11 protein-coding genes are annotated in these 6,285 nt (G+C 68.2%); 2 read left to right on the forward strand and 9 right to left on the reverse strand.

Features of this window, described 5'->3' with window-relative positions; all coding sequences use genetic code 11:
• The 9 genes from galU to ACLFRB_RS11265 form a co-directional block, all read right to left on the reverse strand.
• A partial coding sequence (gene galU / locus ACLFRB_RS11225) for a UTP--glucose-1-phosphate uridylyltransferase GalU (protein WP_411069099.1) occupies positions 1–788 on the reverse strand: 788 nt, incomplete at its 3' end.
• A gap of 52 nt (positions 789–840) precedes the next feature.
• The gene (locus ACLFRB_RS11230) at positions 841–1,839 is read right to left on the reverse strand and encodes a DUF2235 domain-containing protein (RefSeq protein WP_411069100.1); all 999 of its coding nucleotides are present in this window, start codon (positions 1,837–1,839) and stop codon (positions 841–843) included.
• A 116-nt stretch (positions 1,840–1,955) separates the two neighbouring features.
• Positions 1,956–2,255, reverse strand: a complete 300-nt coding sequence (locus tag ACLFRB_RS11235; protein WP_411069101.1) for a nucleotidyltransferase domain-containing protein — start codon at positions 2,253–2,255, stop codon at positions 1,956–1,958.
• A gap of 94 nt (positions 2,256–2,349) precedes the next feature.
• Entirely contained in the window at positions 2,350–2,694 is a 345-nt protein-coding gene (locus ACLFRB_RS11240) for a MarR family EPS-associated transcriptional regulator (RefSeq protein WP_411069102.1), read from the reverse strand.
• A 68-nt stretch (positions 2,695–2,762) separates the two neighbouring features.
• On the reverse strand, positions 2,763–2,954 hold the full coding sequence (locus tag ACLFRB_RS11245) for a DUF2283 domain-containing protein (protein WP_411069103.1): 192 nt from the start codon (positions 2,952–2,954) through the stop codon (positions 2,763–2,765).
• Positions 2,955–2,956: 2 nt separating this feature from the next.
• Complete coding sequence (locus tag ACLFRB_RS11250; protein ID WP_411069104.1) at positions 2,957–3,214, reverse strand: DUF4258 domain-containing protein; 258 nt, start codon at positions 3,212–3,214, stop codon at positions 2,957–2,959.
• A complete protein-coding gene (locus tag ACLFRB_RS11255) occupies positions 3,211–3,372 on the reverse strand; it encodes a winged helix-turn-helix transcriptional regulator (RefSeq protein ID WP_411069105.1) in 162 nt (53 codons plus the stop codon). The genes ACLFRB_RS11250 and ACLFRB_RS11255 overlap by 4 nt, the downstream gene beginning before the upstream one ends.
• Before the next feature lie 64 nt (positions 3,373–3,436).
• The gene (locus ACLFRB_RS11260; protein WP_411069106.1) at positions 3,437–3,694 is read right to left on the reverse strand and encodes a tetratricopeptide repeat protein; all 258 of its coding nucleotides are present in this window, start codon (positions 3,692–3,694) and stop codon (positions 3,437–3,439) included.
• 376 nt (positions 3,695–4,070) lie between these two features.
• Complete coding sequence (locus ACLFRB_RS11265) at positions 4,071–4,934, reverse strand: Wzz/FepE/Etk N-terminal domain-containing protein (protein WP_411069107.1); 864 nt, start codon at positions 4,932–4,934, stop codon at positions 4,071–4,073.
• A gap of 215 nt (positions 4,935–5,149) precedes the next feature.
• Between ACLFRB_RS11265 and ACLFRB_RS11270 the strand changes: the two genes are divergently transcribed.
• Entirely contained in the window at positions 5,150–6,049 is a 900-nt protein-coding gene (locus tag ACLFRB_RS11270; protein WP_411069108.1) for an alpha/beta hydrolase, read from the forward strand.
• 12 nt (positions 6,050–6,061) lie between these two features.
• Positions 6,062–6,285: hypothetical protein (locus tag ACLFRB_RS11275; protein WP_411069109.1), on the forward strand; the 224-nt coding region annotated here is incomplete at its 3' end.

The raw sequence follows: 6,285 nt of genomic DNA on the forward strand, positions 1-6,285 counted from the left end.
CCCGCCTTGGAGCCGCAGTCGAAGCGCACGTCCTCGAAGGGGCAGGCGTGGATGGCCTCGCCGTATTCGGTGATGAGCGCCTGGAGGGCGTCGGTGAGCTGGATCTCGCCGCCCGCCCCTTTCTTGCCCCGGCCCAGGGGCTCGAAGACGGTGGGGCTGAGGACGTAGCGGCCGATGACGGAGAGATTGGACGGCGCCACCGTGGGGTCGGGCTTCTCCACCAGGCCGCGCACGGGGTAGGTGCGGCCGTTGAAGTCGCCGGGGTCGATGACGCCGTAGGAGCTCACCTCCGTGGCGTCCACCGGCTCCACGGCCACCTGGCTGGCGCCGGTTTCCTCGAAGGCGGCCTTCATCTGGCCGATGGCGCCGGGCTCGGCGTCCATGAGGTCGTCGGGGAGGATCACGGCGAAGGGCTCGTCGCCCACCACGTGGCGGGCGCACCATACGGCGTGGCCCAGGCCCAGGGGCTCCTTCTGGCGCAGGTAGGTGACGTCCGCCATGTCCGACACCTCGCGGTACACCCGCGCCAGCTCGTCCTTGCCCTTGGCCAGGAGCTGGTCCTCCAGGCCGTCCTGGTGGTCGAAGTGGTCCTCGATGGAGCGCTTGCCGCGCCCGGTGACGAAGATCACCTGGTCGATGCCGGCGGCTACCGCCTCCTCCACGGCGTACTGGATGAGGGGCTTGTCCACCACCGGCAGCATTTCCTTGGCCATGGCCTTGGTGGCCGGCAGGAAGCGGGTGCCCATGCCGGCCACCGGGAACACGGCCTTGCGGAGGGGTGTGCCCAAGCTTTTGCCCTTTTGGTTTGGCCCGTTCAATCGTTGAACGGCCATTCAACCACTAACGCCCCCAGCCGACAAGCCGGTATTCCTCCGGCAGCACCTCCGGCCGGTAGCCCGTGGCCTCCCGGCGGGCGGCGACGCTGCCGTGCACCAGTGCCCCGGACGGGATCTCCCGCGGTTGCTCGCCCAGATAGAGGATCCGCAGGGCCCGGCCGGTCAAGGCGTTCCAGGGCTCGTGGAGGGTGCCGGCGGGGTCCGGGGGCTGGGGCGGCTCCACGTCCTCCCGCAGCCGCAGGCCGGCGGCCCGGGCGCGGTCGGTCATCCATTGCAGGGCGATCTCGGCCAGGCCGCGCTCGGCGTAGCCGCCGCCCACGTCGGCGTGGGCGCCGGGGAACCACACCTGCTCGATGGTCTGGTGGGGCTCGGCGCGCGCCTCGTTCCAGAGCAGGGGCCCGAACTTGGGCCGGCGCTCGTCGATGGCCAGGGCGTGGTAGCCGTGGGTGACGGTGCTGGTGAGCTTGGCGTTGAAGAAGCGGCGGTTGCGGTAGAGGTAGCCCAGGGAGGCGACGGTGTCCCAGGCGCCGATGAGGTGCACGGGGCAGGGGCGGCCGTAGGTGCGGGCGAAGCCGGCCGCCTCTTCCTCGTTGCCCTGCTTGTTGTAGAGGCGGGTGGCGTAGCGGACGAGGTTGTCCAGCTCCGGGCGCAGCAGGCCGCACTTGTACAGCATGCCGGACAGCGCCCGCACGGCGTAGGCGCCGCGGCTGAAGCCGAACAGGAAGACGCGGTCGCCCTCGCGGTAGTGCCGCATGAGGAAGCGGTAGCCGTTCTCGATGTTCTCGGTGAGGCCGTGACCGAAGAGCTTGCCCAGGGCGATGCCCAGCTTGCCGCCGTCCATGAGCCCCAGGGGCGAGAAGGTGCCCACGCCGGGCTCGTAGCGGCTGATCTGCGCGGCGGGGTCGTCCGCCAGGCGCTGGTAGAGGTGGACGACGTTGGTGTTCACCGTGCCGTATTCGTTGGCGGTGCCGTCGCAGCAGAAGACGAGGTTGCGGGGGGTCACGTTAGGTCACCGGTTCAACAAGCGATGCCTGGCGTAATGCTCAATGGCTTCGAAGGCGGTGTGCATACGGTCCGTGAAGCGACAGGCGGCCTCCAAAGCCGGAGCCAGGTCCCGACTCACAGGGCCACTCCGCTCTCCCGTGCATGGCGGTCAATCGGACGGAGGGGCCGACCTTGCCCATGCACCACGATATCGATCCGCCGCTCGCCCAGACGCCGCTGCAACCGTGCATACAGCTTCAGTTCTTGACCCAAGAGCTCTTCGGGGGTGCCATTGGCCTCGATGTACAGGTCGATGTCCCCACCCCGCCGCTCGTCATCCAGGCGCGATCCAAAAAGGCGAACGGAGACGCCCGGACCGAAGATGTTGGCCACCTCTTCCCGGATTATCTGGCGTTGTTCCTGGGTCAGGCGCATTGGATTGCCTCGATGTCCACGACAGTGTCGCGGCCACTGGCCGCTCCCACAGGGGGCATTCCATCGGTCGGGCGGTGAGGGGCTTTGCTTCTGGTCATTGCTCCCTGCCCTCCGCACCTCGGTCTCGAAGCTCCGCCTCCAGATCCTCGATTTCGTCCCGAATCCGCTCGTACTCCTCCCGGCGCCGGGCCAGGTAGCGGCGGGTGATGCGGACCTTCTCGGCGACGCCGGCGGGGGTGAGCTTGTAGAGGTAGGCGCGCTTGTTGTCGGAGCGGCGGAAGTTCTGGGCCTTCACCAGGCCCTTCTCCATGAGACCGCGCAGGAGGTAGTTGGTCTTGCCCACGGACACGCCCATGGCCTCGGCCAGTTCGCGCTGGGTGGCCTCGGGGTTGGCTTCCAGGATGCGGAGGAGGTGGTAGTGGGTGTCTTCGTGGGCCACTGCTAGTTCACGAGTTGTATGCAAGTTGAAGAATTCAGCATGGGGGCTGATGGATTAGAACCACGCCTTCAAGCGACGTCGGTCCGTAGCAAAGGCCAGGCACCCTGCTTGGAAGCCTCAAGGATGACCACTTCCACGATAGTCCCATCCTCAGCGTAGCTGACATGGGTATTCCAATCCTGCGAGCGCTCGCTGACGATGGGCTTCTCCGAAAGATGCAGCGTGAGGATATCGTCGGCTTCGTCGTAGGTAGTGCGCATCGCTACTCTCCCCACTCGAAGTGGTGCATGACGGTCTTAACCACCAAGGATTCTTCCAGGGCCACGGGGGCGCATATCAGATTATCTTTTCGCCCGGGGAACGCTTTGGCAATCCAGAGGCGCTCAGAGTCCTTGTAACGGACCTCCCCGTTTTCCAGCAAATCCTCAAGCTCGCCCTCGGCGATCCCCCGTTGCGCCATCCGCTCCCGGGCATGGCGGGTAACATACACCTCTTTGCCAAACCGGGGGCTCCACTTCACAAGGGAGGACCCAATTCAGGGGACTCCATGAGACCACGCAGGCAAAAGGTGGTCTTGCCCACGGACACGCCCATGGCCTCGGCCAGTTCGCGCTGGGTGGCCTCGGGGTTGGCTTCCAGGATGCGGAGGAGGTGGTAGTGGGTGTCTTCGCTGGCCACGGCTTGTTCATCCGTTGAATGCATGCCTTGCATTGCACCACGGGGAGCGCAGGGGGGCAAACGGCTATTCGGCGTTTTCCCAGCCCCGCTCCCGGGCCCGGCGGCGGGCCTCGGCCTTCTCCTCGGGGTCCAGGCGGTCGCGGAAGGCCTCCAGGGCGTTCACGGCGCGCACGCAGCCGCCCTCGGCGGCCAGCAGGAACCACATGTAGGCGGTGACGAGGTCTTCGGGGACGCCGGTGCCGTTGGCGTAGAGGAAGGCGAGGTTGTTCTGGGCCTCGGCGTGGCCCTGCTCCGCCGCCCGGCGGTACCAGCGGGCTTGCATGGCCTTCCCCTCGCAATGTCCTGGTGCTTGGACCGTAGGGTGCCGATTTTGGTCCTGTGGGGGATCGCGGAGATCGCCCGCTGAAGCGGGCTCCTACGGGGACCCCAGGCAGGGGTAGGAGCCCGCTTTAGCGGGCGAATGCCGGAAGGGCCTACGGCGGTTCCGTTCAGGCGGAAATCGCCCGCTGAAGCGGGCTCCTACGGGTGCCGGTGGGCGGATGCAGGAGCCCGCTTTAGCGGGCGAATGCCGGAAGGGCCTACGGCGGTTCCGTTCAGGCGGAAATCGCCCGCTGAAGCGGGCTCCTACGGGTGCCGGTGGGCGGATGCAGGAGCCCGCTTTAGCGGGCGAATGCCGGAAGGGCCTACGGCGGTTCCGTTCAGCCCCCCTCGCCCTGAACGATCCGCTGCCGGTTGTTGCGCCAGAACTCGGCCAGGAAGGCCAGGAACACGGACAGAAACAGCCCCAGCACGAGGCCGAGGGCGAGGTTCAGGCGGGTGTTGGGGGAGACCGGGTCCTCGGAGAAGCGCGGGGCGAGCAGCATCTTGGTGGGCTGGAGGTTGCTCAGCTCCGCCTGCAGCTCGGAGAGCCGGGACTCCCGCTCCGAGATCTGGGTGCCCACGTCCGCGTAGAGGTCGCGCAGCGCCATGAGCTGCTGGTCCCCGCCCGGGCCGGCGCCGTCCCCCTGAAGCCGCTGGTCCATCCGGTCCGCCAGCTCCGAACGGCGCTCCCGCAAGTCTTCCAGGGTGGCCTCGACGCGCGCCGCTTCCTCCTCGACCCAGGAGCGCCGTTCTTCCAGCATTGTGTTGTGCTCCTCGATGACCTGCTGATTCACCGCCTCGAGGAACTCGGCGTAGGCGTCGGCGCGGACGGCCTCGGGGATCCGCGCCCGAATGACGCCGCCGCCCTGGGCCTCTACGGACCAGCCGGTCTCGTAGTCGATCTCCCGGTCGTCCTGTTGGAAAACGTCCTCCCCCACGACCCGGCCCAGGGACTTCATCTGCGCGGCCACGGACTCCGGATCGGCGATGTGGTCCTCCCCCACCGTCCCCACGCGGAGGTAGCTCTCCACCTGGTACTTGGCGGGCTGGAGCAACGAGAAGGCCAGGGCCAGCAGGAACACCGCCGCGGTCCCGCCGAAGATCAGCCAGCGCTGCCGGTAGAGCACCCCGGCGAGATCGGCCAGGTCGATCTCGTCCTCGGCAGCCCGCTCCACGTGCTCCCGCCGGTTCTCCACGTTCATCGTTCCCCTTTCGGAATTCCGTTGGCCCGCCAATCACGGTCCGGACCGTATCCCCATAAGTCCGGAAAGCTAGCATACCCAGGCGGCCTTGGAAATCAGCGCTCTCGCCGGGCGGCCCTGGGCTGGAGGAATGGCGCGGCCGCCTGCTCCCCTACGCCCGAGGCCGCTCCTTTGTGTACACTGGCCCGTTACACAGTCATCCCTGGAGGAATCCCTTGCGCATCGCCGCCAGCCTGGCCCTGCTGCTCTGCCTGGTTTCCCTGCCCGCCTTCGGCGAGGAGGTCCGGATCGAGCACGACGGCACCACCCTGAACGGCAACCTGGCCGGGGCGGAGTCCGCGGCCGATACCGACAAGCTTCTCCTTATCGTCCACGGCACCCGCGGCCACTTCGGCATGGACCTGATCCAGAACCTGCAGACGGGCTTGGCGAAGCGCGGCATCGCCTCTTTGGCCGTCAACCTCAGCCTCGGGGTGGACGACCGCCACGGCAAACGCGAGTGCGAGCCGGGCCACGACTACACCAACGCCGAGGCCCTGGCGGAGATCGGCGCCTGGATCGACTGGACGCAGGAGCAGGGGGTGGACCGGCTGGCCCTGCTCGGCCATTCCCGGGGCGGCAACCAGGTGGCCCGTTACATCGCCGACGAGCCCGCCGAGGCGGTGCGCGGGGCAGTGCTGCTGGCCCCCGCCACCTGGGACGAGAAGGCCGCGGCCGCGGCGTACGAGGAGCGCTTCGACACTCCCCTGGAGACCCCCCTTTCCCGGGCCCGTGCCATGGCGGAGGAGGGCCACGAGGACGCCTGGATGGAGGACGTGCCCTTCCTGTACTGCCCCGACGCCCGCGTCAAGGTGGCCAGCTTCCTGAGCTACTACGGCGGGGACGAGGCCCTGGACACCCCCTCCATCCTCCCCGAGGCCAAGCGGCCGGTGAAGCTCATGGTGGGCACCGAGGACGAGAACGTCCCGGACCTTCGGGAGCGCACCGAGAAACTGCGTGGGGAGGCGGACATCACGCGCCGGGTCATCCAGGGCGCCGACCACTTCTTCGAGGACGAGCCCACCGAGCAGGTGGTGGTGCAAACCGCGGAGTTTCTCTACCGCATCGGCTGGTAGCCGCCCGATCCCATGAGCCGCGCACTTCCCGATCCCATCCCCCACCGCGCGGGGAGGCGCTACCTGCCCCTGGTGGCGGCCTTCGCCGGCGCAGTGGCCCTGCACGCGGCCCTGGCCGCGGGGATCGTAAGCGTCTCGGCCGAGGCCCCGCGGCCGCGCTCGGGGCCGGATGGCTTCAACGTGGTCAGCCTGCCCGGGGAGGAGTCCGCAGAGCAGACCGCCGAGTCCGAGTCCGA

The sequence above is a fragment of the Thiohalorhabdus sp. genome (assembly GCF_046545655.1).
Taxonomy (GTDB): Bacteria; Pseudomonadota; Gammaproteobacteria; order Thiohalorhabdales; family Thiohalorhabdaceae; genus Thiohalorhabdus.

What these genes read in the sequence shown, in the direction of transcription:
- ACLFRB_RS11235 (WP_411069101.1), bottom strand. Translation starts at nt 2,255, where the DNA reads ATGCGCCTGACCCAGGAACAACGCCAGATAATCCGGGAAGAGGTGGCC.
- ACLFRB_RS11245 (WP_411069103.1), bottom strand. Translation starts at nt 2,954, where the DNA reads ATGCGCACTACCTACGACGAAGCCGACGATATCCTCACGCTGCATCTT.
- ACLFRB_RS11260 (WP_411069106.1), bottom strand. Translation starts at nt 3,694, where the DNA reads ATGCAAGCCCGCTGGTACCGCCGGGCGGCGGAGCAGGGCCACGCCGAG.
- ACLFRB_RS11265 (WP_411069107.1), bottom strand. Translation starts at nt 4,934, where the DNA reads ATGAACGTGGAGAACCGGCGGGAGCACGTGGAGCGGGCTGCCGAGGAC.